The sequence below is a fragment of the Dehalococcoidia bacterium genome (genome assembly GCA_028711995.1).
Lineage (GTDB): Bacteria > Chloroflexota > Dehalococcoidia > SZUA-161 > SpSt-899 > JAQTRE01.
In genome coordinates, this window is record JAQTRE010000039.1 from 1 (window position 1) to 22,708 (window position 22,708).

General features: G+C 52.1%; 23 protein-coding genes and 1 tRNA gene. 22 read left to right on the forward strand and 2 right to left on the reverse strand.

Going from position 1 to position 22,708, the window contains the following annotated elements:
- Positions 1 to 322: 322 nt before the first annotated feature.
- The 13 genes from PHV74_07345 to PHV74_07405 all read left to right on the forward strand — a co-directional run bounded on the left by PHV74_07345 (position 323) and on the right by PHV74_07405 (position 16,769).
- Entirely contained in the window at positions 323 to 3,415 is a 3,093-nt protein-coding gene (locus PHV74_07345; GenBank protein ID MDD5094177.1) for a S8 family serine peptidase, read from the forward strand.
- A 96-nt stretch (positions 3,416 to 3,511) separates the two neighbouring features.
- Positions 3,512 to 3,784: a 30S ribosomal protein S15 gene (gene rpsO, locus PHV74_07350; GenBank protein MDD5094178.1), complete on the forward strand. Its 273-nt coding sequence runs from the start codon at positions 3,512 to 3,514 to the stop codon at positions 3,782 to 3,784.
- A gap of 40 nt (positions 3,785 to 3,824) precedes the next feature.
- Positions 3,825 to 6,053 carry a polyribonucleotide nucleotidyltransferase gene (locus PHV74_07355; GenBank protein ID MDD5094179.1) on the forward strand — a complete coding sequence of 743 codons (2,229 nt, stop codon included), beginning with the start codon at positions 3,825 to 3,827 and terminating at the stop codon, positions 6,051 to 6,053.
- 10 nt (positions 6,054 to 6,063) lie between these two features.
- On the forward strand, positions 6,064 to 6,879 hold the full coding sequence (gene dapB, locus PHV74_07360) for a 4-hydroxy-tetrahydrodipicolinate reductase (GenBank protein ID MDD5094180.1): 816 nt from the start codon (positions 6,064 to 6,066) through the stop codon (positions 6,877 to 6,879).
- A complete protein-coding gene (dapA, locus tag PHV74_07365; GenBank protein MDD5094181.1) occupies positions 6,876 to 7,778 on the forward strand; it encodes a 4-hydroxy-tetrahydrodipicolinate synthase in 903 nt (300 codons plus the stop codon). The genes dapB and dapA overlap by 4 nt, the downstream gene beginning before the upstream one ends.
- A gap of 297 nt (positions 7,779 to 8,075) precedes the next feature.
- Entirely contained in the window at positions 8,076 to 8,633 is a 558-nt protein-coding gene (rsmD, locus tag PHV74_07370; GenBank protein MDD5094182.1) for a 16S rRNA (guanine(966)-N(2))-methyltransferase RsmD, read from the forward strand.
- A complete protein-coding gene (gene coaD, locus PHV74_07375) occupies positions 8,630 to 9,118 on the forward strand; it encodes a pantetheine-phosphate adenylyltransferase (protein ID MDD5094183.1) in 489 nt (162 codons plus the stop codon). Before rsmD ends, coaD begins: the two co-directional genes overlap by 4 nt.
- Positions 9,119 to 9,150: 32 nt before the next feature.
- Positions 9,151 to 9,339: a 4Fe-4S binding protein gene (locus tag PHV74_07380; GenBank protein MDD5094184.1), complete on the forward strand. Its 189-nt coding sequence runs from the start codon at positions 9,151 to 9,153 to the stop codon at positions 9,337 to 9,339.
- 188 nt (positions 9,340 to 9,527) lie between these two features.
- A complete protein-coding gene (polA, locus tag PHV74_07385) occupies positions 9,528 to 12,242 on the forward strand; it encodes a DNA polymerase I (GenBank protein MDD5094185.1) in 2,715 nt (904 codons plus the stop codon).
- Positions 12,243 to 12,372: 130 nt separating this feature from the next.
- Complete coding sequence (greA, locus tag PHV74_07390; protein MDD5094186.1) at positions 12,373 to 12,900, forward strand: transcription elongation factor GreA; 528 nt, start codon at positions 12,373 to 12,375, stop codon at positions 12,898 to 12,900.
- Positions 12,857 to 14,344 (forward strand): lysine--tRNA ligase, encoded by a 1,488-nt coding sequence (gene lysS / locus PHV74_07395; protein ID MDD5094187.1) that lies wholly within the window; start codon positions 12,857 to 12,859, stop codon positions 14,342 to 14,344. The genes greA and lysS overlap by 44 nt, the downstream gene beginning before the upstream one ends.
- 4 nt (positions 14,345 to 14,348) lie before the next feature.
- Positions 14,349 to 15,608, forward strand: a complete 1,260-nt coding sequence (serS, locus tag PHV74_07400; protein ID MDD5094188.1) for a serine--tRNA ligase — start codon at positions 14,349 to 14,351, stop codon at positions 15,606 to 15,608.
- Positions 15,609 to 15,674: 66 nt separating this feature from the next.
- Positions 15,675 to 16,769, forward strand: coding sequence for a DUF1786 family protein (locus tag PHV74_07405; protein ID MDD5094189.1), 1,095 nt, complete (start codon positions 15,675 to 15,677; stop codon positions 16,767 to 16,769).
- A 34-nt stretch (positions 16,770 to 16,803) separates the two neighbouring features.
- Here PHV74_07405 and PHV74_07410 read toward each other — a convergent pair whose 3' ends face one another.
- Positions 16,804 to 17,121: a hypothetical protein gene (locus tag PHV74_07410; protein ID MDD5094190.1), complete on the reverse strand. Its 318-nt coding sequence runs from the start codon at positions 17,119 to 17,121 to the stop codon at positions 16,804 to 16,806.
- 210 nt (positions 17,122 to 17,331) lie between these two features.
- Here PHV74_07410 and PHV74_07415 point away from each other — a divergent pair.
- A tRNA-Ser gene (locus PHV74_07415) sits at positions 17,332 to 17,423 on the forward strand.
- A gap of 2 nt (positions 17,424 to 17,425) precedes the next feature.
- Here PHV74_07415 and PHV74_07420 read toward each other — a convergent pair.
- Entirely contained in the window at positions 17,426 to 17,782 is a 357-nt protein-coding gene (locus PHV74_07420) for a helix-turn-helix domain-containing protein (protein ID MDD5094191.1), read from the reverse strand.
- Positions 17,783 to 17,946: 164 nt separating this feature from the next.
- Between PHV74_07420 and PHV74_07425 the strand changes: the two genes are divergently transcribed.
- From PHV74_07425 to PHV74_07460, 8 genes are all read left to right on the forward strand, one after another.
- The gene (locus tag PHV74_07425) at positions 17,947 to 18,123 is read left to right on the forward strand and encodes a hypothetical protein (GenBank protein ID MDD5094192.1); all 177 of its coding nucleotides are present in this window, start codon (positions 17,947 to 17,949) and stop codon (positions 18,121 to 18,123) included.
- A gap of 142 nt (positions 18,124 to 18,265) precedes the next feature.
- Positions 18,266 to 18,445 (forward strand): hypothetical protein, encoded by a 180-nt coding sequence (locus tag PHV74_07430; protein MDD5094193.1) that lies wholly within the window; start codon positions 18,266 to 18,268, stop codon positions 18,443 to 18,445.
- Positions 18,446 to 18,457: 12 nt separating this feature from the next.
- Positions 18,458 to 18,835, forward strand: a complete 378-nt coding sequence (locus tag PHV74_07435) for a hypothetical protein (protein ID MDD5094194.1) — start codon at positions 18,458 to 18,460, stop codon at positions 18,833 to 18,835.
- The gene (locus tag PHV74_07440) at positions 18,822 to 18,968 is read left to right on the forward strand and encodes a hypothetical protein (protein ID MDD5094195.1); all 147 of its coding nucleotides are present in this window, start codon (positions 18,822 to 18,824) and stop codon (positions 18,966 to 18,968) included. Before PHV74_07435 ends, PHV74_07440 begins: the two co-directional genes overlap by 14 nt.
- Positions 18,969 to 19,091: 123 nt before the next feature.
- A complete protein-coding gene (locus PHV74_07445; GenBank protein ID MDD5094196.1) occupies positions 19,092 to 19,319 on the forward strand; it encodes a hypothetical protein in 228 nt (75 codons plus the stop codon).
- A complete protein-coding gene (locus PHV74_07450; GenBank protein ID MDD5094197.1) occupies positions 19,316 to 19,513 on the forward strand; it encodes a hypothetical protein in 198 nt (65 codons plus the stop codon). The genes PHV74_07445 and PHV74_07450 overlap by 4 nt, the downstream gene beginning before the upstream one ends.
- A complete protein-coding gene (locus PHV74_07455) occupies positions 19,506 to 19,886 on the forward strand; it encodes a hypothetical protein (protein MDD5094198.1) in 381 nt (126 codons plus the stop codon). Before PHV74_07450 ends, PHV74_07455 begins: the two co-directional genes overlap by 8 nt.
- Positions 19,873 to 22,446 (forward strand): DUF3854 domain-containing protein, encoded by a 2,574-nt coding sequence (locus tag PHV74_07460; GenBank protein MDD5094199.1) that lies wholly within the window; start codon positions 19,873 to 19,875, stop codon positions 22,444 to 22,446. The genes PHV74_07455 and PHV74_07460 overlap by 14 nt, the downstream gene beginning before the upstream one ends.
- Positions 22,447 to 22,708: the final 262 nt, after the last annotated feature.

The window sequence follows — 22,708 nt, forward strand, 5'->3', positions numbered from 1 at the left end:
AGTCGAGGCATGGTGCAAGAGCAGAAACAATCTGAATGCCAAGATCAATTGGCATTTCACCATAGATGACGCCAGGGTAAAATTGAGACGCCTTTATCCGTCAATCATTACGTGACATGACACTAGCGCATTTCAATGATTTCGTGTCGAAAGCGACTAGCCTACCAGCCTATAATTCTCAATATCAAGTTGTGAAAATAAGCAAAACCCAAGTGGCTCAGCCCGGACCGATTATTTTGAAGCTACTGGATAAAACAGGTCAAGAAAGAGCGACGACAACGGTGAGTGATCTGGCTGAATAAATAAAAGGAGGGCAGTTACTATGAAACTCAAATTGGTTGCGTCAATTCTATTGATGATATGCCTTCTATGTTCTTTGGCTTCACACGTTGCTAAGGCACAGAGTGGCTCTGAGAGTGCGCAGCAAGCGGCGATTGACTACGTTTTAAAAACCCATAAAATTCCCATTGAAAGGTTGACCACAATTGATCATCAGCTTTGTACGCTGGATATGGTGACCAAGGAACAGGTGCACACGGTCGTTGTGCTAGACACCCAAAAGTATGGGACGGCGTATAAGCTGGTGGTTGATTCATCGGGTAGGGTTATGGATTTCACGACTTACGATGCGGTGATAACCGAGCATTATCAAAAGAAATATGGCAAACTGTCTCCTGACCTTTATGACTTGCTGGCAGTTAAAAGTGATGATGATCTGGTCAAAGTAGGAATCTGGCTGAAAAGCGATGACAGGGCCATCGTAACTGCGGTGTCCGCAAAATATCCAGAGGCCAATCTATCTCATGGAAGGGCGACAACAGTAATTGACGCAAACCTATACAGGCAAATTGAAACAGAAATGTCTGAAGCCAGAAAGAAGGCTAGCTCAGATAGCACGCAGCCGATAGTGGATTTCCTAAAAACTAGTGGCTATCCCGCTAGGAACATCATCAACCATACGCCAATCGTCTTTGCAGAACTGCCGAAGAACGTTATTGCGAAACTTGCGACCAGACCCGACGTTGATATGATTTACAGAGAGGTCGATGACTATATTAATTCGCTGGATACATCAGCTCCAACCATTGGCGCGCCAGAAGTGTGGACCTCTGGATATAGCGGAGCCGGTATTACTGTAGGAATACTGGAGGATGACGGAGTAGATTTCGACAACGGATTTTTCAATCCCGGTGGTACTTACCTGAATCCTGGCAATCCTACAGGCGATCACGCTAGTGCCAATATAGGTAATCATGCAACTTATGTTGCAAGTATTGTAGCCAGTCAGGACCCCACATACAAAGGGATTGCTCCCGATGCCGCATTGCAGAGCATAAATACTCTGGCATTTGACGATCCTACCATTATTAATGCCATAGACAATTGGGCTATTCCACAAGGAGTGAATATCATTAATGCGTCATTTACTTCGCCAAGCGGGGGGCAGGTGGACCTGCTAAGCCGCTATTTTGACCATGTTGCGCTTACCAACTACAAAACCATTGTTGTCAGTGCCGGTAATATTGGTTCGATGCACGAGAACTACGTTGCGAACCCTGCCCTTGGTTACAACATTATAAGCGTAGGGAACTTCGTCAATAATGATACAACCAACTGGAGCGATGATGTCATAGAACCTGATTCCTGCTATCAAAATCCTCCAAATAGAGAGGTGCCTATTGTTGCAGCCCCTGGAACTGGTACAACAGCTCGTGGCCTTAATGGGGGGCTACCTACTCTGGGTGGAACCAGCGCCGCGGCTCCCCATGTGGCAGGAGAGGTCGCGTTATTGATGCAGCAGAAGTGGACTCTTAAATGGTGGCCTGAACTTACAAGAGCAGTTGTTATGACCTCCGCACTACACAATATTGAAGGTGATAGCAGACTAAGCGATAGAGATGGTTCCGGCGGTATTTCTGCCAAGTATGCCAGCCAAATATTGAGTGCTAATCATTTCGACAATGGGACATTCACCCAAACCAATTTTCCTGTGGGCACAAATAAGGATTATTTAGTGAATGTAAACGCAGGTGATCGAGTCAGAGCAACCATCTGCTGGGATGCGCATCCAGCAGCCACCTTACCTTACGACTACCCTTCTCCAGCACTATCAGCGGATTTTGATATGTATGTCTATGCTCCTGATGGGACTTTCTGGGCTTTTTCTGCTTCTTCATACAATAGCTACGAGATTGTTGATTTCAATGCAGCCGTTTCCGGTCAATACACTATTAGAATCCACAACTTCAGCATGTCGAGCACAGACGAGTATTATGGCTTCGCCTGGGATGCGAGAGCACCGTTGCATACTTTAACAACTCATGTCAGTCCTTTTCTTACTGGGACAGTGGAGCAAGTCCCTTTTTTGAGCGGTGCTTACGATCAGGGCGCAGTGGTCAATGTTACAGCTCACCCCGCTGCCAACTACCACTTTGTTAACTGGACGGGCGATACGGGCACAATTGCTAACCCCAATTCGGCCAATACCACCATTACGATGAACGGGGACTACACTATCACTGCCAACTTTGCTATCAACACGTATACCGTTTCCGCCTCAGTTTCCGGAGGCCACGGTTCGGTCAGTCCAACCAGCCAGAATATCAACCATGGCAGCAGCGCCACCATAAACATCACGCCTGACACCGGCTATCACATTGCCACCATCACCGATAACGGAGTCTCCCAGACCATTGTCAATCCTTACGTCATCTACAATGTCACAGCCGCCCACAGTGTGGCGGTCACCTTTGCCATCAACACCTACACCCTGACTTACACGGCAGGGGCCAACGGTTCCATCTCGGGCAGCAGCCCTCAGACGGTCAACTATGGAAGCAGCGGGACAGCGGTCACCGCAGTTCCCGCTACCGGATACCATTTTGTCAACTGGAGCGATAGCTCCACCGCTAACCCGCGGACGGATACCAATGTCACGGCAAACATAACGGTCACTGCCAACTTTGCTTTCGATATTCCTCCAAATAGTCCCCCAGTAGTCACCGACATCCCCAATCAAACCATTATCGAAGGCAACGCGTTTGCTGTCATTAATCTCGACGACTATGTAGCGGACCCCGACAACTCGGATTCTCAGATAACCTGGACCTGTTCTGGCAATGTCGAATTAACAGTGAGCATCACGAACCGGGTGGCGACCATCAGTGCCCCCGGCTCCGAATGGACGGGTTCCGAAACGGTAACTTTCCGAGCGACTGACCCCAGTGGTCTCTGGGATGAAGATCAAGCCACCTTAACCGTCGAAATCTGGGACCCATGGATGTACGATACGAATGCTAACGGAGTGATTGATAAGGACGAGGTGACTCAGGCCATGCTCGATTACTTGTTTAACGGCAAGATCACCAAAGAGCAGATGACCGACGTCATGATGCTGTATCTCTTCGGCGGTTAGGAAATTTGCCTCCAACAAAAGTATGAATGTTTCAATTTACACATTCATCAGGCTATGCTATAATTGAGCCTTGAAAAGGTAGAGTTGAGGTAAAGAATGCTACAAACGGAAAAGAAAGCAACCATCATTCAAGAATTTAAGATCAATGAAAAAGACACCGGTTCGGCCCCCGTTCAGATCGCTATCCTCACTGAGAGGATAAACCAATTGACCAGCCACATGAGAATTAACAAGCATGATTTTCATACCCAACGAGGGCTTATCAAAATGGTGGGGCGGCGGCGGCGTCTTCTGAAATACCTCAGAGCAAATGATCTTCAAAGCTATAAGTCGCTCATAAATACGCTCAAGATCAGAGAGAGTAACTAATACCCCAGGTATTGGCCGTAATAGTTAGAAAGGTTGTTAGATGTCAGGATTATCCGATTTTTCCCAGATCGACGTCGGGGGACATGAACTCATAATTGAGACCGGGAAGCTTGCTGAGCAAGCAGGTGGGGCAGTTACCGTCCGATACGGCGATACTGTAGCCATGGTCACAGCCTGCGTGGGCAATGCTCGGCTGCAGGAGGACAGAGACTTTGTTCCCCTCACCGTAGACCTTGAGGAAAGACTCTACGCCGCCGGCAGAATACCGGGAAGCTTCTTCCGAAGAGAAGGGCGAGCGGGGCAAGAATCCACCCTTACAATGCGACTGATAGATCGTTCGGTGCGCCCATTGTTCCCCAAGGGCTTTCGCAACGAGGTTCAGGTCATCGTCCACGTCCTTTCCGCAGACCAGGAGAATGACCCCGATATCCTTTCCATCGTCGGCGCTTCAGCAGCTTTGGGTCTCTCCGGTGCTCCTTTCGATGGCCCGGTAGGTGCGGTTCGAGTCGGTTACGTGAATGGCGATTTCGTCATTAACCCAACTTATGCCCAACTTGCCGAAAGCCAGCTTGATCTGGTGGTCGCCGGAACCAAAGAAGCGGTGATCATGGTAGAGGCAGGAGCCAAAGAGGTTTCGGAACAGGTTGTGCTGGAAGCCATCAAACTGGCCCAAGAGGCCAATTTCAAGATCATCGAAGGCTGCGAGAAATTCATAGAGGCACACAGAAAACCCCAGATAAAGTTTGAAGAGCCTCATTCGAATGAGCGGTTGCAACAAGAAGCAGAAACTGTAGCACGCAGCATATTCTCTGAAGGGCTTGAAAAGATAGATCGTGCTGAACGCCAGAAACGCGAAGCGATGGCACGGGAGAAGATGACAGAGCGCTTAGGCGATGCATGTTCAGCCGGAGAGATCAAAACAGCCATGGATGCCTGGGTGAAAAAAGAGATGCGCTCAATCATCCTGGAAAAGGGCGTTCGCCTTGCCGGCCGCAAGGTAACCGAGATCCGACCGATATCCTGTGAAGTCGGCCTCCTCCCGCGCACTCACGGCTCGGCGCTTTTCAGCCGTGGTCAAACTCAGGTGCTGACCATCACCACTCTGGGCTCCCTGAAGCAGGAACAGATGATTGATAGCATCAGCCCTGAGGAAAGCAAACGCTACATGCATCACTATAATTTCCCCCCCTTCAGTACGGGAGAAATAAAGAGATTAGGCACGGGAAGAAGAGAAATAGGACACGGAGCCCTAGCAGAAAGAGCACTCCTCCCGGTTATCCCCGATGAAGACGCTTTCCCCTATGCTATCCGGCTCGTTTCCGAAGTTCTCAGTTCCAACGGAAGCTCATCTATGGCCAGTGTATGCGGCAGCACGCTTTCCCTCATGGATGCCGGTGTTCCAATCAAAGCGCCTGTAGCAGGAATCGCTATGGGACTCATCACGGGCGAAGAGGGCAAGTTTGCCATCCTCACCGATATCGAAGGCGTGGAGGATTTCTTTGGCGATATGGATTTCAAGGTCGCCGGAACAGCCGATGGGATTACCGCCTTACAGATGGATATTAAGACGAGGGGCATGACATACGAAATCATTGAGGCAGGCCTCAAGCAGGCAAAGGAGGCACGCCTGTTTATCCTCGATCGAATGAAGGAAACGATCAGTGCCAGTCGTCCCACCGTTAGCGAACATGCACCTAAGATGACCAAGATCAAGATCAACCCGGATAAGATTCGCGATGTCATCGGTCCGGGCGGTCGGACGATAAGGTCCATAACAGAGCAAACCAACACCGATATCAAGGTTGAACAGGATGGAACGATCGTGATTGGCGCGCCCAACGAAGAAGCCGCTAAGAAGGCCATCAGTATCATCGAGAGCCTGACCATGGACCCTGAGATAGGGATGATCTATACCGGAAAGGTTACATCAACCACAGGGTTTGGCGCCTTCGTTGAAATCTTGCCGGGCAGGGACGGGCTGCTACACATCAGTGAACTGGCCAATTACCGCGTTGCTCAGGTTGAAGATGTAGTCTCAGTGGGCGACGAGGTTACTGTTATGGTTATCGGCATCGATCCCCAGGGTAAGATAAAATTATCCAGGCGTGCGCTGCTTGACCCTGCGGGGCCACAAGACAGGCCCCAAGGGAGCAGGAGCCCAGAGGGTGGTAATCCTGGCGGAGAAAACGCAGCGGAAAAGAGATTCAGCCGCCCGGGTAATGCCCCGCCTCCACACCACCCCGGCAGAAGACAGGAACCTCGCAGATAGAGGAAGGTGATTGGAACCGATAAAAGTCTTGGTGCATGGGGCTTTGGGGAAGATGGGACAGACGGTTGTCAACGCCGTTTGTAATGATCCTGATCTTCAGCTCACTGGAGCAGTAGATGCCCTTGCTAAGAATAGCACTCTGCAACTGCCCAACGGCACAGGCAGAATCCCTCTGTCCAGCGATCTTCAATCCCTGATCGGAACATCTGCCCCAGATGTCATGGTGGACTTTACGCAGCATGGGGTTGTCATGCCCGCAGCACGCATGGCAATAAAACACCGTGTCAGCCTCGTTATCGGGACTACCGGCCTTTCGCAAACGGACTTTGCTGAAATCGATACTCTCTCTCGAGCCAATGGGGTCGGCGCACTATTTGCCGCCAATTTCTCACTGGGGGCGGTGCTCATGATGCACATGGCCAAGATCGCTAGTAAGTATTTTGACTATGCTGAGATCGTTGAAATGCATCACGAGAAGAAACTCGATTCCCCCTCAGGGACTGCCATGGCCACCGCTAAAGGGATGGTCGATTCCAGGGGGAATCGATTCACCTATCCTGAAACTGAAAAGGAAACTCTTCCAGGCGGACGCGGTGCTGAGTTTGAAGGAATAGCGCTGCACAGCGTGAGATCGCCCGGATACATGGCCCATCAAGAGGTCATCTTTGGAGCAGCCGGAGAGTTATTGAAAATTCGCCATGATTCCATCAATCGCGAGGCTTTCATGCCAGGTGTGATCCTCGCCATCAAAGAAGTGGGCAAATCCAAGGGCCTGACTGTTGGCCTGGACAAACTTCTAGGATTACAGGAGATCAGCACACGATGAGCGGCACATCGAGACCTGGGCGCCTTCTCACCGCTATGGTAACCCCTTTCGATAAGAAGGGGGAAGTCAATTACGATCAGGCGCAGAAACTGGCAGTGGCCCTGCTTGACTCCGGAAGCGACGGCATGGTCATTGCAGGCACCACCGGAGAATCCCCCACGATTACCCATAAAGAAGAGGTGCGTCTTATCGCTGAAGTAAGATCGGCTGTGGGAAAGCGCGGAACAATAGTAGCCGGCACGGGCAGCAACAGCACAGCGGAGGCCGTGGCAGCAACCCGAGACGCCGAAAAGATCGGGGTTGATGCCTGCCTCCTCGTAGTCCCTTACTACAACAAGCCCACTCAAGAAGGCCTGTACCAGCACTTCAAAGCCATCGCTGAAAGCACCAGCCTGCCCTGTATCCTTTACAATGTTCCATCGCGTGCGGTTGTCAATATGTCGGCGGAGACCGTCATACGGCTAAGCCGAATCGATAACATTATCGGCATAAAGGAAGCCAGTGGGAATCTCGACCAGGTTTCACAGATCATCAGCAACACCAAAGACGATTTTCTGGTCTATAGCGGCAACGACAATGATACTTTTGCAGTAATGGCGCTAGGCGGCTATGGGGTCATCAGTGTTGCCTCACACCTGGTCGGAAAACAGATACAAGAGATGATGGTCAATATCATCGAGGGAAGAATCGAAAGTGCGGCGCAAATTCACCGTCATCTTCTTTCCCTTGTGAATGCACTCTTCGTTATCTCAAGTCCCATACCGATCAAATACGCTTTGAATCATGTGGGGTTTGATGTAGGGCAACCCCGATTGCCGCTCACTCCACCGGATGAGAAATCGGCAGCCATTATTGAGGCTGCATTGAAGAAGTATCACATTGATTTACCCGTGGGTTAGCCGCAGTAGACTGCCCAGCGATGGGCAAAAAGCGCGCGATGCTCTTGAAAAAAAGGGGGAAGCCTTTTATAATCTCACTAGTATCAGAAGCGGCAACAGAAAACTCATCCATTGAGTCAGGGATTGTGCTAGAGTGCGGAAGGAATTGAACATGGGCGACCCCCAGAACCCCTATTCAACTCCCCTTCAAGATTCCAAGTGACCGAAGAATAAGCCGTTTGACGCTCAATTTGGCAAGGGTTGCCATAAATCGATAAAGTACGTCCACTACGAAGAGACGACCCTCAGAAGTAAGAAATGAGAGTAATTGCAGGCGAAGCCAAGGGGCGCACACTCAAATGGCCAAAGGAGCCGCACATCCGGCCCACGGCCGACCTGGTTCGAGGAGCCATATTCTCCGCACTCGAATCCCTTGAAGTGGATTGGTCACGCGCCCTTGACTTGTACGCCGGCACCGGCGCGCTGGGAATCGAGGCTTTGAGCCGGGGAGCAGAAGAAGTTGACTTTGTTGAGCAGAATCCCAAATGCTGTTCCGTGATTCGAGAGAATCTGGAGCACACCGGACTCGCTGGCAGAGCCAAGATCTACCGACTTGAGGCCAGAAAAGCTCTCCGAACTCTCCATGAGCATTACGGCATCATTTTCATGGACCCCCCTTATTCCGACCAGACCGAGCAAGCCATCTTGTGCGACGTCGTCACCTCCGGCCTGGTAAACAAGCAAACCACCATCATCATGGAACACCCTCAAAAGCTGAAGCCGGAAGCCACTCAGGGCAATTTCCAGAAGATAAGAAGTCTGCGACATGGAGACACATGTGTCTCCATATACCAGTGCGACGGAGGTGAAAAATGACTATCGCTCTATATCCGGGGAGCTTCGATCCGGTAACTTACGGGCATCTCGATATTGCCACCCGAGCGGCAAAGGTTTTCGATGAGTTGATCATAGGAGTCTTCGACCTACCGGCCAAAAATATCCTCTTTTCCACTGAAGAGAGAGTGGAGATGATACGGAAGTCCGTGAAGGATATCCCCAATATTCGGGCTACTGCGTTCTCTGGACTGACCGTCAACTATGCCCAGCAGATGAATGCCAGAGTCATCATCCGGGGTCTTAGAATGCGTCCCGACTTCGAGCGCGAATTTGAGATGGCCTTGATGAACAAGAAGCTGGCACCTCAAATCGAGGTGCTTTGCATGATGAGCAGCGTACAATATCAATTCCTGAGTTCCAGCCTCACCAAAGAAGTGGCCCATCTGGGCGGAGATATCGACGACCTGGTCCCCAAACATGTTTCCCTGGCGCTGAAAGAGAAAAGTTCGTCCAAAAAAGGTTAATCGTATCTGTTATCCAAAGGAGAAGATCACAAATGGCAATGAAGATCACTGATGACTGTATCGCTTGCGGAGCCTGCATATCGGAATGCCCGGTTGAGGCCATTACGGATGGCGATACAAAATCCATTATCGATCCCAAGAAGTGTGTCGAATGCAAAGGCTACGCCCCCTCTTCTAAGTGCGTGGATGTTTGCCCGGTAGAGGCAATCGTAAAAGCATAAGGGACCGGACAGCCACTCAACTCCCTTTGTGTTTTAAGAAGCTGACAACTACTCGATAGGGCATTTTCTAATCGAGTCCCTATCGAGTAGTTCTTTTCCCTCTCGTTCGCCTGGACCCAGCGGGAAGCGGTGAACGCAAGAGACGGGTGTTCTCTATGTCTCCCCCCTGAGCGGGGGAAAGGTGATTGATGTCACAAGGGAAACCATCGCTTCTCCTGTTTGATGCAAATGCTCTCATTCATCGAGCATTTCATGCCTTGCCCGGGCTTTCCACTAAATCAGGGCAACCAACAGGAGCTATCTATGGATTTGTCACCATGCTCCTGAAGACATTGGAGGAGCTGAAGCCTTCATATTGTGCAGTGGCTTTCGATAGCGCAGCCCCCACCTTCAGACACATTGAATTCCAGGACTATAAAGCCCACCGCCCCAAAACACCCGATGAACTTGTTTCGCAATTCGGTCTGGTTCGAGAGATCGTACAGGCCTTCAACATCCCCCAGTTCGAGATAGCCGGATTCGAAGCGGACGATATCCTTGGTGCTCTCAGCCAGCAGGCCAGCGCGCAGGGAGTCGATACCACCATCGTAACCGGGGATACCGATATGTTGCAACTCGTCTCTCCGAGCATCCGTGTTCTCCTGCCCAAGCCCAAGAGGCCCTTCAGCGATACCCAGATCTATGATGAGCAGGCAGTTCAGGAGCGATATAATCTCAACCCCCAACAACTATCTGACCTGAAAGGTCTCAAAGGGGACCCTTCCGATAACATCCCCGGCGTGCCGGGAATCGGAGAGAAGACCGCTCAAAAACTCATCAGTGAGTTTGGCAGCATCGAAGATATCTACCGGCGAATCGATGAGGTGATGCCTCTCAAGCTTCGGGAGAACCTCCGGGCCAATGAGCCGGCAGCCCGGCAGAGCAAGAAACTGGCCACTATCGACTCCCAGGTGCCTGTCAAACTTGATCTCCCGGCCTGTCAGATCAGTGATCATGATCACGATAAGGTTAACGAGTTGTTTCGTAAACTGGAGCTTTTTACCTTGCTGGACCGAATATCGCACTTCATCGGAGCGAAGAACTCCCCGTCAACAAATGAAACCAAAACCCATACAAACTACACGACACTGAATACGTCCGAAGCGCTCGATGCACTCTTGCCGCAGCTGGCTAAATCCAAGGCGATCGCCATTGACACCGAGACCACAGGGTTGAATGCCAGGAATGCAGGTCTGGTTGGCATCTCAATTTGCACCGAACAGGGAAAAGCCTGGTACATACCTGTAGGCCATCAAAGCGAAGACCGTCAACTGCCTCTGGCCGAAGTGGCCGCTAAACTTGACCCCGTTCTGCAGAACCCAAAGATTCCCAAGATCACTCATAACGGCAAGTACGATATCGCCGTCCTGGCAAACCATGGAATGGAAGTGGGAAATCTTGCCTCCGACACCATGATCGCGGCCTACCTCCTGGGGGAAAAATCGCTGGGACTCAAGCAGCTGGTTTTCAACAAGTTGGCCATCAAAATGACCCCCATAACCGACCTCATCGGGTCAGGGACCAAGCAGAAATCAATGGCGGAAGTCGGTGTGGGAGAAGCCTCCGAATACGCCTGCGCCGACGCCGATATGACCTTCAGATTAAATCAGCTCCTGGAGACGGAATTGAAGGAACAAGGCCTGTGGCGTCTTTTTAGCGAAGTTGAGATGCCGCTCGTCCCCATCCTTTGCCAGATGGAAAAGGATGGCATCGCCCTGGACGCAGGGGCACTTCAAAAGATGTCCCGCGAACTAGCCCAAGAGATCGGGAAAACGGAACTCGCTATCTACAACGCGGTGGGACACCAGTTCAACATCAACTCCAGCCAGCAACTGGGGAGAATTCTTTTTGAAGAACTCAAGCTGCCCACGGCGCGCAAGACCAAGAGCGGCTATTCCACCGATATGTCCGTCCTGGAAGGTTTGAAACCGATGCATCCGGTTGTGGGCTCCGTCATCGAATACCGGCAGCTCACCAAGCTGAAATCGACCTACATCGATGCGCTTCCGGCCCTTATCGATCCCAAAACAGGCCGGGTGCATACCAGCTTCAACCAGACCGTCGCCGCCACCGGACGTCTCTCATCCAGCGACCCTAACTTGCAGAACATCCCCATTCGAACCGAACTGGGCAAGCGAATAAGGCTAGCCTTTATCGCCCCGAACGAAAACTTTCGGCTGATCAGCGCGGATTACTCCCAGATCGAGCTTCGGGTGATGGCGCATCTCTCCCAGGACCCGGGACTTCTTGCGGCTTTCACGCACGATGAGGACATCCACTCCACTACCGCTGCTCAAGTATTCGGCGTGGAGAAATCGCAGGTGACCCCCGATATGAGAAGAGTGGCTAAAGTGGTAAACTTCGGGGTGATTTACGGCATGAGCGATTATGGCCTAGAGCAGGCATCAGGATTCTCCCGTCGCGAGTCAGCCGATTTCATTAAAACCTATTTTGAAAAATATCGCGGCGTACAGGATTATATCAATATAACCAAACGTCAGGCCGCCGAGAAGGGATACGTTCAAACGGTGCTGGGCCGAAAGCGATTCATCCCCGACATCAATTCCTCCAACTATCAGGTGCGGCAAGCAGCCGAACGGATGGCCATCAACATGCCGGTTCAGGGGACCGCCGCCGACATCATCAAGCTGGCCATGATCAAGATTTATCGGGAGATGAACGCTCAGCGCCTCCAGAGCAAGATGATCCTTCAGGTGCACGACGAGCTTCTCTTTGAGGTGCCGATGGAAGAACTCGAGGCCATGAAAGGATTGATCGGGCAAATAATGCCCAGAGCTATGGACTTCACTGTGCCGCTGAGGGTGGAGATCAAAGAGGGAAGAACTTGGGGAGAGATGGAGTGAACGGGTGCATAGAATACCCCATGTATTCACAATCGTGTGAGTTTCATTGTATAATAGTCTGCAACCAAAGGAAGAATGACTGAGAGTTGGCAACTCTCAGTTTTTTAATTATTGACGGGAGGCAGGGAATATGCCCGAAGAAAAGACCCTTTTGACCCCAGAGGGACTGCTAAAACTCAAAGAAGAGCTGGATCATTTACGCTCGGTTCGGCGGCCGGATGTTTTGGAGAAGCTCCAACGGTCAAAGGAGTTGAGCGATACGGTGGACAACGCTGAATATGAAGAGGCCAAGAACGATCAGGCCTTTGTCGAGGGCCGTATCTTGACCATCGAGAAGATGATCAAGCACGCTGAAGTGATGACGGATGATGAATCGCGTCGGCCCACGGAGGTCAAGTTTGGATCCAAGGTGACGATCCGTGCCCAGGATGGAAAGGAAAGCGAGTATACCATCGTGGGAAAGGCTGAGACCGACCCCAGTGAAGGAAAAATCTCCAACGAATCCCCGGTGGGGAGAGCCCTGCTGGGAAAACGCGTTGGCGATGAGATCGAAGTAGAGGCTCCAAAGGGCCTGATAAAGTTGAAAGTATTGACCATTTCCAAGAAGAAGGGTTATGTCAGAAAGGAAAGACGACCAAGCCAAAAGCCGCCTCGATAAACTGCAGCGAATCAGGGATCGCGGCATTGATCCGTATCCCGCCAGTTACCGGTGCAGTCACACTATCGGGGAAGCCGTTGTTCTCTATCAGCAGGGGAAAGATAAACCCGATGAGCTTCCCCCGGTAAAACTCGCCGGACGCATTATGGCTTTCCGCTCCATGGGCAAAGCCAGCTTTATGGATATTCGGGATGGATCGGGCAAAATTCAGGTCTTCCTCGGCAAGGATACACTGGGCGAGGAGAAATATGGCCTGATTCGCGATTTTGACATCGGCGATTTCATCGGAGTTGAAGGCCAACTGTTTGCCACCCGGACCGGCGAGACCACTGTCAAGGCATCCGACTTCGCCATGCTCTCCAAATCCCTGCAGCCGCTGCCGGAAAAATGGCACGGCCTGACCGATGTTGAAAAGCGATATCGCCAACGTTATCTCGATCTGATCTCATCGGAAAATGTACGTCAGACTTTTCTCGTCCGCAGCCGCGTGATTTCGGCCATGCGCCGTTTTTTGGACGCGCGTGGGTTTATTGAAGTGGACACCCCAGTGCTGCACCACAAAGCCGGTGGCGCTATGGCCAAGCCCTTCATCACGCATCACAATGCCCTCGATCGGGACCTTTATCTCCGCATCGCCACCGAGCTTCATCTCAAACGGCTGATCATCGGAGGGTTTGACCGGGTCTACGAAATCGGGCGAATCTTCCGCAATGAGGGAATTTCCATCAAGCATAATCCGGAGTTCACCACGCTGGAATGCTACCAGGCCTATGCAGACTATCACGATGTGATGGACTCGGTTGAGCAGATGATCCCGGCAATCGCTCAAGAGGTGTTGGGCACAACTAAGATCAACTTCGGCAAACACGAGATTGAGTTTTCTCCTCCATGGCAGCGAGTCACATTGCGTGATGCGATCCGGCAAAGAAGCGGCATCGACTTCATGGCTTTCCCCGATGCGGCCTCGCTGGAAACGGAAATGACAAGACAGGGGATGCAAATCGCCGAACAACTGAGCTGGGGAAAGCTGGTAGATAAGTTGCTCTCAGATACCGTCGAGCCCCACCTCATCCAGCCCACATTCATCACGGACTATCCGGTGGATTTGTCGCCTTTGGCCAAGAGACAGCCTGGCGACCCCCGGCTGGTAGAGCGATTTGAGGCGTTTGCCGGAGGGATGGAGATCGCCAACGCCTTCAGCGAACTGAATGACCCAATGGACCAGCGGTCGAGATTCGAAGAGCAGGAAAAAATGCATGCCCTTTTCGGAGATGAAGAAGCCGAAAGAGTTGACGAGGATTTTCTCCTGGCCCTGGAACACGGCATGCCTCCAACCGGCGGATTGGGAATCGGCATTGACCGGCTGGTGATGCTGCTGACAGGCCAGCAATCGATTCGGGATGTGATCCTGTTCCCACAACTAAGATCAATAGAGCAGGAATGAAATTATGTTAAGTATACAGCTTATCCGCAAAGACCCGGAACTCGTTCGTGAGGTGCTGGCCAAACGAAACGATAACACTTCGATCGACGAAGTTCTGAAGCTGGATGCTGAGCACCGCAAGATCATTCAAGAAATGGAAGCCCTTCGGGAGCAACGCAACGCGGTCAGCAAAGAACTGAGCCGGATGAAGGACAAACCCGCCCAGATGATCGCCGACATGCGGCAGGTGGGAGAGCAAATCAAGGCTCTGGAGCAAGAGGCAGCCAGACTTTCGGAAATTCTCACCGACCGGCTTTTGCGCCTTCCGAACCTGCTGCACGACAGCGTTCCCGTCGGCAAAGACGAGGGGGGCAATGTGGTCCTCCGCCATTGGGAAAAACCGCGCCATTTCGATTTCACCCCACGTCCGCACTGGGAGATTGGCGAGGCTTTGGAGATCATCGATTTTGAGCGCGGCGTAAAGCTTTCCGGCTCACGGTTCTATGTACTGAAAGGGCTCGGCGCTCGACTGCAACGCGCTCTTATCGACTTCATGCTCGATCTTCACGTCAAGGAACACGGGTATCTGGAAACCTATCCGCCTTTCATGGTCAAGCGGGAGTGCCTGGTGGGATCGGGGAATCTGCCCAAGTTTGCCGATAACCTCTATCACGATGCCGAGGAAGACTACTGGTTTGTGCCCACTGCGGAAGTCCCGCTAACCAATCTCTACCGCGATGAAATCCTTGAGCCAGGCGTTCTGCCGCTCTATCACGTCTCGCACACCGCCTGTTTCCGAAGGGAAAAAATGTCCGCCGGCAAGGACGTACGTGGCATCAAGCGAGGCCATCAGTTCGATAAAGTGGAAATGTACAAGTTCGTCGAACCGCAGACCTCCAACGATGAGCTGGAAAAGATGGTGCACGACGCCGAGGACGTAGCTCAGAAGCTGGGCTTGCCCTATCGCATCATTCAGCTCTGCACTGGCGATATCGGCTTTGCCTCCACCAAATCCTACGATGTTGAGATATGGGCTCCCGGCTGCGCCGAGTGGCTGGAGGTCAGTTCCTGCTCAAACTGCGGCGATTTCCAGGCGCGTCGGGCCAACATCCGCTACCGTCCCGAGCCCGGTGCCAAACCGGAGTTTGTGCACACCCTGAACGGTTCAGGCCTGGCTCTTCCCCGTGTCCTCATTTCCGTACTGGAAAACTACCAGCAGCCTGATGGCAGCGTGACCGTTCCTGAAGTTCTGCGGCCATACATGGGCGTGGATATAATCAGGTAGCACGCATCCCTTGGTTTCCGGACAGCCGTGAGTCGCAATACTCCATATTGAGTGGAGGACATCATCGTGAAGATCCTGGCAATGGACATCGGCGGCCTGACGCAGGATATTCTCCTATTCGACACCTCGCAAACCATCGAAAACTGCGTTCAGATGATCATGCCCTCGCCCACAACCATACTGGCCAGGAAGATCAGGGAGGCAACAAAAGCTAGACTGCCTATTTTCTTCACCGGCGTGAACATGGGCGGAGGCCCATCCAAACGAGCGCTCACCGAACATCTCAAGACAGGATTCAAAGCCTTTGCCACTACAGAAGCCGCCGCTACTTTCGATGACGATCTCGAAGAAGTGGCCAGATGGGGCGTCAAAATCATCTCGGAAGACGAGGCTCCGAAGAAGACAGATGTTTGCATAATCGAGACCCGGGATGTAGATCTAACTGCCGTGGAAGAAGCACTGTCCGCATTCAAAGTCGATTCCGGATTCGATGCCGTGGCCATCGCCGTTCTCGACCACGGAGCAGCCCCTGCTGGTGTCAGCGACCGTCTCTTCCGCTTCCAGCACCTGCGCCAGACTTTAGAGAAGAGCAGGGAATTGACCGCTTTTGCTTATCTCGCCGAAGAAATTCCGCCGAATCTTACACGCATGAAGGCCGTCTCCCGGAGCCTGAATCGAGACTTGCCTCTTCTGGTAATGGATACGCCAGTGGCCGCGGCTATCGGCGCTGGAGAGGATCGAGAGGTTGCCCAACATACCCACCGATTGATCGTCAACGTGGGCAATTTTCACACGCTGGCCTTTCACCTAAAAGGAAACTCCATCTTAGGCCTTTTTGAACACCACACCCACGGTCTCAGCAGTGATAAACTGGATGACCTGATCACAAGGCTGGTCAAGGGTGAACTCACCAACGAAGAGGTCTTCAATGATAACGGCCATGGCTGTGTGATTATCGAAACCAGCTCCACCATCCCCTTTCTCACCGTGACAGGCCCTCAGCGCCAGCTTATGATTGGCTCAGGCCTTCACCCTTATTTCGCCGCCCCTTATGGAGATATGATGCTCACCGGATGCTTTGGCCTGGTGCGTGCTTTTGCACTAAGGGTAAAAAGCTGGCAGGAGGAGATCGAAAGGGCGTTGGAGGATTCGGGACTGTAAGCATTGTGCCATCCCTGCTCAACCCAAAGCCCGCTCAAGAACGAAACCCTTGATCCCGCTCGATGAGTTCCCGGCAATATGCGGCCACACTGGTTGTCTTACCGGATCTTCTGCTCAATTTATCCCGCAGCCGCGCAAAAACAGCCGGATGTAGTTTCACTTGAACCACCACCTCACTTCCCTTCACATCGTCAACCTCAGCAGGCTTCACCAAATCGTTTAACTGCTGATCCACAGCCCGTTTCACCCAGTCGCCAGCGCTTTCACCTTCCGCCAGATGGTCAACGATTCGATTGTACAAATCATCGTGTATCCGAATACCAACGACTCGGGTGTTCCGACCTTTCACCATACCTCACCTCGATTTGAGTGCTGCCACTACAATACCAAATCGAATCACTGTTGTCTAGTGTTAACGCTATTTTGATTTCACCCGCAATTTTGATAGCGTTAACGCTAATAACTAATATTTTCTCCTGCCACAATAATCAACCGTCAAAGCACCAGAAGTCGAGCGGTAGAAATAGACTTTGGCAATAGAATAGGTTAAAATCGAAAGCCGGGAGGGATGGCCGAGCGGTTTAAGGCGGCGGTCTTGAAAACCGTTGGATGGCTTATGCTATCCCGTGGGTTCGAATCCCACTCCCTCCGCCACTCTACGCACTACAGAGAACAAGGTCCTGTGGTTGCGCCCATCCCTCCCTCGGCTTAAAACGGGCTACTGATTCATCCAAAGGGGTTAATCCGAGGAAGTATGTCTCTTTCTGGCCTGTTATTTTAGAAACAGCCTCAATCATGCCCATGGTAACTTCTTCCAGTTGTCCACGCTCCCAATACCACACGGTTTTTTCCGTAACCCCGCCTACTTTATAGCCAACATCCCCTAGTTTCTTAGCGACATCAGCAACAGAGAGGTTTGCCGGGATACGCGCCAATTTGAGGCGCATTCCGAACTTCTTTGGGTTTATGTCTAGACCTGATACCATCTTTATCACCTCCTTCCCGGTCCACATTCAGAGATTGTAGGATACCATCATTACCATTACCTGTCAATATGTTGATGCCTGATGTAAGAATATGCTGTTTTAATGTGTTGACAATGCCTATGGTGTGTGATAGCTTAGTTTGTGTAAGAAACCTTACATTCTCTGTAACCTAGTGAACATTGGGAGGGAATATGGCAATGGGGCCCCTTGTACGGATAACGGTAGAGATCCCGGAGGAATTGGCAAGACAACTCGATGCTGAGGTTGAGCGCACCTATAGCACACGCAGAGCCGTAATCTGCCAACTGCTTGAGACGTTACCTCAAGCCAAAGACAACGAGAAGAAATGTGTGGAGGTGCCACGATGACCACAGTAGCTGGACCGAAACCCCAGACCTCAGAGCCAAAAAACCGATGCCTGCAACTATGCGGGGAACCCCAAATGCCGACCTGTTGTTTTTGTGAGGGAGTGTGCCCGATTGCCATCGCGAAGAGAGCGGAGGTGCCCCGATGATCAAGATTTGCAAATGCGGGTGTCGTATCTGGGTGGAATATCGGTGGAACGGGCTTGCGCCGATGGCCTATTACTACGACGAGCACTACAAGGCCATCGACAATTGTCCGGGATGTGGAGAGTGGCTGACTCGTGACGTATTCGACCAGACGCAATGTCTGGCGGGAGCCTGGTAAGGATAAGGTGCCATGACACGAGAGAGCAGCGACCGCATTGATCTCGCCGGCATCACCTCTGATGGCTTCGACTACGCCCTGCAGGTGTGGGTCGAGAATTACATCATCCAGGATGTCGGGCAGCTGCCCCCCGGTCTGGCCGGTAAGGATATCCGCACCGTCCCCGGCAGATCCGTCCGTTGCCCACACTGCGGTTTTAACGTTTCCTCTCTCGTATCACATTCTAAAAGTTCGGTGTCCACCGTCGTATCACTAGACGGGAGCTTCAGTGACGAAATCATAGAGGCCACTGGGAGAGTCATTCTCTTCTGGTGGCATCTTTTTGAAAAGACTCCTCTAATGGGCCGGTTAATCAAATCTATCGACAGGAGTGATCATGTCCAAGAGTAATAGCGAAAAGGCAGAACTCGCATTGGAGATCATTACCAGAGAATTGGGTAGACCGGAAATTGAACCGTCCAGGATTATTGATCGCATCAGCGGGTGCGAATCCAGCTACATGGGCTGCCCTCAAAGGAGTTGACCATGTTTGTTGCCGAACTGATATGCGCAGACTGTCATAACCCGATTTCTCACAGCGATCCGATGCGAGTAGACGAAACCGGGAAGACACGGCACGAAAAATGCCCGAAGGGGAGGTCTAACAATGCAACAGACAACCGACCCCAAAACGATGTGTCAGTGCTGCCAATCGGAGTACACGAGAGAAGAGGCACTAGCCGCATCGCACAGAGGTGATATTTGCCCATGGTGTGGGAATCCGCCCGACAGAAGTCTCTCAACGACCATCGGCGACTACCTCCGGGAGCCTTTTGATCCAGAGAAGCGAGCGTTGGACAAGACCATCGCTAACCGGTTTGAGAGGGCATCATGACGTGGATAGCGATTCACGACTGCCGATCCCGTCAGTTCATGACCATTAAAATCCCGCACCGGCAACACGTCCGGATCTATGAACTCGTCGGCAATGACTGGGTGGCCGTCCCAGGGAATGTGTTGCGCGGGTTGTTCAATGTCGAAACCATCTCTGCCCTGTCATGGGACGGATCGGTGGTGACCCGTGGATAAAGAACAGGCCATCACCGCCCTCCAGAAGGCCATGTCCATAAAGGACAAAGCGGCCCGGCACCAACAACTCCAGGATATCCTCGATGCGTTTGAGCGCTCTCTCAAGAGCAATACCTCCGGTTCTCAAATACAGAACGATTCATTCCACACCCTTTCTACACCGTCGAGCGATGCCGCGACCAATCCTTTGTTCCGTCGAGGTGGCCAGAGGGCCATCCCGGAGAATCTGGTGTCAACGATTGATAATTGGCACGGCATCGGTTGGGGTTACGGGGCTATCGCCCATTTTCTCCGCCAGGAGCACGGACTGTCAGTCGACCGGACTACCATCAAGAATGTCCTCCGACGAAAGGGTACTTATGCTACAGGTTAATACGCCGGAACACGACGCTCAGACAGAGGATCCGGCACCCAACCCGTTCAGCGCGGATGTCCCCTACCTGACGCAGTCTCATCTTGAGCACATCAAGGGATCAGCTATATCGCTGGAGGTGGCCAGGGAACGGGGTTACAAATCCATTCTTGGCAAGCAGACCATCGCCGAAAAGGGGTTTTCAAAAGCCCAACAGCGCGCCCCGGGCATCCTCATTCCACAATACGGCCCCGATGTCGCCAATGTCCGATACATTTATCGTCCCGACAATCCCCGGCAGAACACCAAGGGGAAGCCGGTCAAGTATGAGGTCCCCACCGGCGATCCCATCGGCATCGACACCCATCCCAGATGCATCGAGCAACTCAAAGACCCCACCGTTCCGCTGTTTATTACCGAAGGCACCAAGAAGGTGGATTCTCTGGTTTCGCACCAGGCATGCGCCATCGGTCTGAACGGCGTGTGGGGATTCAAGGGCCGGAATCAGTTCGGGGGAACCACGTTTCTGGCCGACTTTGATTACATCGCCCTGAAAGACCGGCTGGTGTATATCGTCTACGACTCGGATATCACCACGAAGCCGCAGGTCAGGAAGGCCATGGAGCGCCTGGCCGATCACCTGAAACGTAAACAGGCTGATGCCAAGATCGTCCAACTCCCGGATCTCGGTGATGGTAAAACCGGCGTCGATGACTTCCTGGCTGCAGGTCACACGGTTGAGGACGTGGTGGCCCTGGCGGTCGATGATCTGGAGGATATCTACCGGGAACCGATAGAAGTCCACAATCCGATTTACTCCATTCAAAACGGATGCCATTGCATGATCAAGTACAAAAGGGATGGGGGAATGGAGTGGGTCCCTCTGTGCAATTGGGCGGGCAGGATCGACCGTATCATCATCAAGGACAACGGTATTATTCAGGAGCCCTATTATCAAGTCGAGTGGTGCTTGAGGAATGGAGAGGAAATGAAACCGGCCGAAGTCCCGGTATCCCAGTTCGACAGTATGAGCTGGGTTACCAAGGAGTCAAAGGGAAGGGCGTATGTTACGGCAGGTACCGCGGTGAGGGACAATCTCCGCTGCTTCCTCCAGATGACGACGAACAATTGTGAATTCTATCACATCTTCACCCACACCGGTTGGCGGGAGATAGACGGGAAAAGGGTCTATCTGACCGGATCCGGAGCCATCGATCGGGATGATGTCGAGGTCGAGTTGCCCGGGAGGATGGCACAATACGCCTTGCCGAAGGATCTTGATTTGATGGACCCGGTAGAGGCGACCAAGACCAGTATCCGCTTCATGGATTTGGGGAACCCCGAGGTGAGTGTGCCCTTATGGGCGGCCATGCACCTGGCGCCGCTATCGGAGATTTTGGACCCTGACTTCATTATCTGGGTGACCGGGCGCACAGGGTCTCTCAAATCGACGATTGTGGCCTTGGCCCTTTGCCACTTCGGGAAATTCACCTACAAAACCCTGCCCTGTCAGTGGGCGTTCTGGACGCCGATGCGAATGCTGGAGCTGGCGTTCATGGCCAAGGACATCCCGTTGGTGATCGACAACTTCATGCCCGGCTCATCCAAGGACGAACAAAAGGAACTGGACCGGAAGGCGCACAAAATTATCCATGCCATTGGCGATCGGCAAGGGAGAGGCCGATATTCCGGCGGGACCGGCAATAATGATACGCCTCCTCCCAGAGGGTTGATCATCAGCACGGCAGAACAGGATCCGGATGTCGAAGGAACCCAGGGGAGGATGTTCATCATCCGTCCTGAACCGAACGAACTTCAAATAGACACCCTCTCCACCCTGCAGAGTGAAGATGCTCAGGTCTATTCCTATGCCATGGGCCAGTACATCCGATGGCTTAGCCGCAATTACCAGGATATGGAACAGATACTGCCGAGGATGTTTAAGGAAAACCGGTCTCTGGCCACCGCCAATGACATGCACAAACGAATCCCTTCGGCAACGGCCAGCCTTTACACGGCACTACAAATCGGGTTGACCTACGCACTGGAAATCGGAGCGATCGACGAAAAGGAATACGGCCGGCGGTGTTCCCAGGGGTGGGATATATTTACCAGCCTGGCCAACAGGCAGGTTTCGAGCATGAAAGAGCAGAGACTGTCCTATCGTTTCGCCCAGGCGCTCAAAACGCTGCTGGATCAGGACCGGTTGATCGTCATCGACCGTCAATATACCCACTTCTCCGAAGTCATCAAGTGGAAGGGGGATAAATCCTATGAGTTGGAGCTTAAGCCCAACCAGAGTTGGGCCGGATGGGAAGATGACGAATGGCTTTATCTGATACCGGATATCACCATGGATCGGGTCAGTGAGTTTTGCTTGAGAGGCCATGGGGCGCCGATGGGGAAGAAACGGGCGGTCATGGACGATCTGAGGCGTTCCGGAATGACGGATTGCTGCAAGGACAGCGCCAGAAAGAATGGATATAAGAACACCAATTTTGTCCGTTACGGTCCGGACAATGCCCTGAATGCCTCGGTCATCAAGTTCAAGAAATCGGCATTCGAAATGATAGAGGAGTAAAAGTTATGGGGACACCCTTCAAAAAACGGATACAACGGATACAGGCTTTCTTTGCTGAGGCTAAGGTGGGTGGGCTTCAGCTTCAATTGTTGTATCCGTTTTGTATCCGTTTTTTAAGAAAAGAGAGAAGAGTTGAGGAACCTCTGATCAAGTCCGTCGAAAAATAAATTCAGCGGAATTCCCTCAATAAAATAACGTCGAAGTGTGGGTTTTCCGTGGTTCCGCTCTCTGAATAACCCCTTTTCAGGGGGATTTCCAGGAT

Bases quoted from the DNA above. Each gene is read 5' to 3' on its own strand.
- PHV74_07345 (MDD5094177.1), top strand. From the start codon at position 323: ATGAAACTCAAATTGGTTGCGTCAATTCTATTGATGATATGCCTTCTA.
- rpsO (MDD5094178.1), top strand. From the start codon at position 3,512: ATGCTACAAACGGAAAAGAAAGCAACCATCATTCAAGAATTTAAGATC.
- PHV74_07355 (MDD5094179.1), top strand. From the start codon at position 3,825: ATGTCAGGATTATCCGATTTTTCCCAGATCGACGTCGGGGGACATGAA.
- dapA (MDD5094181.1), top strand. From the start codon at position 6,876: ATGAGCGGCACATCGAGACCTGGGCGCCTTCTCACCGCTATGGTAACC.
- rsmD (MDD5094182.1), top strand. From the start codon at position 8,076: ATGAGAGTAATTGCAGGCGAAGCCAAGGGGCGCACACTCAAATGGCCA.
- coaD (MDD5094183.1), top strand. From the start codon at position 8,630: ATGACTATCGCTCTATATCCGGGGAGCTTCGATCCGGTAACTTACGGG.
- PHV74_07380 (MDD5094184.1), top strand. From the start codon at position 9,151: ATGGCAATGAAGATCACTGATGACTGTATCGCTTGCGGAGCCTGCATA.
- polA (MDD5094185.1), top strand. From the start codon at position 9,528: ATGTCACAAGGGAAACCATCGCTTCTCCTGTTTGATGCAAATGCTCTC.
- greA (MDD5094186.1), top strand. From the start codon at position 12,373: ATGCCCGAAGAAAAGACCCTTTTGACCCCAGAGGGACTGCTAAAACTC.
- lysS (MDD5094187.1), top strand. From the start codon at position 12,857: ATGTCAGAAAGGAAAGACGACCAAGCCAAAAGCCGCCTCGATAAACTG.
- serS (MDD5094188.1), top strand. From the start codon at position 14,349: ATGTTAAGTATACAGCTTATCCGCAAAGACCCGGAACTCGTTCGTGAG.
- PHV74_07410 (MDD5094190.1), bottom strand. From the start codon at position 17,121: ATGGTGAAAGGTCGGAACACCCGAGTCGTTGGTATTCGGATACACGAT.
- PHV74_07420 (MDD5094191.1), bottom strand. From the start codon at position 17,782: ATGTGGACCGGGAAGGAGGTGATAAAGATGGTATCAGGTCTAGACATA.
- PHV74_07425 (MDD5094192.1), top strand. From the start codon at position 17,947: ATGGCAATGGGGCCCCTTGTACGGATAACGGTAGAGATCCCGGAGGAA.
- PHV74_07430 (MDD5094193.1), top strand. From the start codon at position 18,266: ATGATCAAGATTTGCAAATGCGGGTGTCGTATCTGGGTGGAATATCGG.
- PHV74_07435 (MDD5094194.1), top strand. From the start codon at position 18,458: ATGACACGAGAGAGCAGCGACCGCATTGATCTCGCCGGCATCACCTCT.
- PHV74_07440 (MDD5094195.1), top strand. From the start codon at position 18,822: ATGTCCAAGAGTAATAGCGAAAAGGCAGAACTCGCATTGGAGATCATT.
- PHV74_07445 (MDD5094196.1), top strand. From the start codon at position 19,092: ATGCAACAGACAACCGACCCCAAAACGATGTGTCAGTGCTGCCAATCG.
- PHV74_07450 (MDD5094197.1), top strand. From the start codon at position 19,316: ATGACGTGGATAGCGATTCACGACTGCCGATCCCGTCAGTTCATGACC.
- PHV74_07460 (MDD5094199.1), top strand. From the start codon at position 19,873: ATGCTACAGGTTAATACGCCGGAACACGACGCTCAGACAGAGGATCCG.